The organism is Calothrix sp. CBUCES-K 9914, assembly GCF_059640475.1.
Window position 1 is genome coordinate 1 of the sequence record NZ_JBXXZH010000491.1, and the last position, 2,764, is coordinate 2,764.

Consider the following 2,764-nt stretch of genomic DNA (forward strand, 5'->3'; position numbering starts at 1 on the left):
ATGAGTGCTGAGTGCTGAGTGATGAGTGATGAGTGATGAGTGATGAGTGCTGAGTGCTGAGTGATGAGTGATGAGTGCTAACTTTTAACTCCTTACTTCTAACCCTACTCAGCACTCAGCACTTTCTACTCAGCACTCACCCTTTCCCACCAGTAAATGTGACGCCTTCTATAAAGTAGCGATTGAAAAAGGCGTATATACATAGTGCAGGCAAAGTGAATATCATCGATGCCGCCATAATATAGTTCCAGTAACTTATATATTGACCTTTGAAGGTATTTAGACCTAGAGGTAATGTAAACATCTCTGGGTTGAACAAAATTACTACGGGCAGTAAAAAATTGTTCCAGCTTCCCATAAATACAAATATTGTCTGTGCTGCTAGTGCGGGTTTGGCTAGCGGTAGTACTATTCGTCGAAAAATACCAAATTGCGTCAACCCATCAAGGGCGCCTGCTTCTTCTAGTTCTTTAGGAAAGTTTATAAAAAACTGCCGCATCATAAAGATGAATGTGGCGTTGACCATACTTGGAACTATCATTCCTTGATAGGAATTTAACCAACCAACACCTTTTAATATCAAGAAAGTTGGTATCAGCGTAATTTGTGCGGGTACTGCCAGTACTGCCAAAATAAGCAAAAACCAAAAGCGTTTACCTGGAAAATTCAATCTTGCTAGTGCATATCCTGCCATTGTGTTGAACAACAGGTTTAGTATGGTGACACTGAAGGCTATAAATATACTGTTGAACAGCCAGCGGAAAAATAATGGTTCCTGAAAGAATATTTGTCTATAATTATCTAGGGTAAAGTTTTTGGGTAAAAAATTTGCTTCACCACTGCTAATTTCTGCAAGCGTTTTAAATGAAGCTGAAAGTGCCCACAAAAAAGGTATCAGCGTAATAACTGCATAGACTATCAGCAGTGTGTATAGCAGTATTTTCCAAATTGATATTTTTTCACTTACCATAGAAAATTTATAAATCTAAACAGTTCTGTTATTTGAATTAAACTTTTTCTCCGAAGAAGCGACGCTGAATCAAAGTAGCAGTAATAATCACGATAGCAAGTAAAAATGCGATAGCGGCGCCGTAACCCATTTGTAAGTAGCGAAACACTGACTGGTATACAAGTAATACAACGGTGAGTGTGGCGTTATTTGGGCCTCCGGTTCCATTCGAGAAAATATAAGATTGGTCAAATAATTGAAAAGTACCAATTATTCCCATTGCTAAGACAAAAAATGTTACCGGACGTAGAAGTGGAACTGTAACATGTATAAATTTTTGCCAACCATTGGCGCCATCAAGTTCCGCAGCTTCGTAAAGTGACTGTGGTATGTCTTGCAAAGCAGCTAAATAAATCACCATAAAAAATGGCGCCGTTGACCAGATGTTCATTAGCATAATACCTTTGAGCGCAACTGCTGGGTCGCCTAACCAGTTGTAAGTTGGCAGTCCAAGAAATGCGAGAACATCGTTTAATAGTCCGTTGCTGTTGTATATCCACATGAAAATTAGCGTCAGCACTGCAGAAGAAGTGACAGTCGGCAGAAAATAAAGGATTCGCCACCAATTTTTCCCGCGAATACCCGAATTTAGCGTTACTGCCAAAACTAAAGCCAAAATAGTCTGAGATGGCACGACAATAACTACATACTCAAGCGTGTTTCGCAACGCTATCCACACCCGTTCATCACTACCTAAATTCGCAAAATTTTCCAAACCGATAAAACGATACTCAATACCCCCTAATAGTCGAACTTTTTGCAGCGACAGGAACACAGCGAAAAGAATAGGCAGTACAACGAAAACCCCTAGTACTAAAATTGTCGGCGCCATAAATGTATAGCTTGCCAAGTTTTCTGAAAAATACCAACCTGTATTTCGAGGCTGCCTTCTTAACTCAACCACTACATAACCTCCGCTCTATCACACATTATTATGACCTTCACTTTTTCTAATGCACAAAATATCTATTTTACTCCTTTAGATAGAGGAATTCTGACTTAGTTTAAGAATAATGCATCAAAAAAGTGTAAGTCTTAATTAACTCTTAATTACTTTATACACCTACAAGTTAAAGCGAGAATTTACAACATATATTTGATGTATTAAAAATTACACATAATTTTCATATGAGCTATGTACAATAGCAATGTGTATAAATATTAAAATATAGAATCTACTGAATAGGAAAACTTGGCGCCAAAAGATACGTCTACAATTTCCTTTGTTGAAAGTAAAATTGTAGAATCAACATTAAATTCTCCTTTGAAGATACCTAAAGATGCGATTCGCATTTCGCTACGCGCTTCAACACGTCGTATTCGTTGTGTAACTGTAGGGGGATTAATAATTCTCAAATTTTATGCTTTACTTTCTTTGTATAGACAAGGAAAATTTGACCGAGTAAGCATTTATGAAAATGATATTCTCTTACTGATGCTACAGTATCCGTTAGATATAGAGGCAGTTTTTCAGATTTTATCTAACTCTTTACTACCAAGCGACCTTGAACAAGTCAAAGAGATTGCTACCGATATCCAATCAAGAGTTAAAGGTTTTGCCTCCCAGAAGAAAAAGTTAGAGGAAGGACAGTAAAATATAATATGTATATAGGAGGTGCCTGAAGTAGTTATTAAGTATTGTTATCAAGTACTTAATTACAATTTTGATCCCCCAAACGCCCCCCTTAATAAGCAGGGCTGTTTCATTCCCTCTCAAATCGGATTTGTCAAGATGGTTAGCTATAAAAATCATAA

The 2,764-nt window shown here is 37.4% G+C and carries 3 protein-coding genes; 1 reads left to right on the top strand and 2 read right to left on the bottom strand.

The window, feature by feature from the left end:
* Positions 1 to 136: 136 nt before the first annotated feature.
* A complete protein-coding gene (locus AC2JBO_RS44340; protein WP_496959982.1) occupies positions 137 to 970 on the bottom strand; it encodes a carbohydrate ABC transporter permease in 834 nt (277 codons plus the stop codon).
* A 37-nt stretch (positions 971 to 1,007) separates the two neighbouring features.
* Positions 1,008 to 1,841, bottom strand: a complete 834-nt coding sequence (locus tag AC2JBO_RS44345) for a carbohydrate ABC transporter permease (RefSeq protein ID WP_496959984.1) — start codon at positions 1,839 to 1,841, stop codon at positions 1,008 to 1,010.
* A gap of 360 nt (positions 1,842 to 2,201) precedes the next feature.
* Between AC2JBO_RS44345 and AC2JBO_RS44350 the strand changes: the two genes are divergently transcribed.
* Positions 2,202 to 2,603 carry a hypothetical protein gene (locus AC2JBO_RS44350; RefSeq protein ID WP_496959983.1) on the top strand — a complete coding sequence of 134 codons (402 nt, stop codon included), beginning with the start codon at positions 2,202 to 2,204 and terminating at the stop codon, positions 2,601 to 2,603.
* The last annotated feature ends 161 nt before the right edge of the window (positions 2,604 to 2,764 follow it).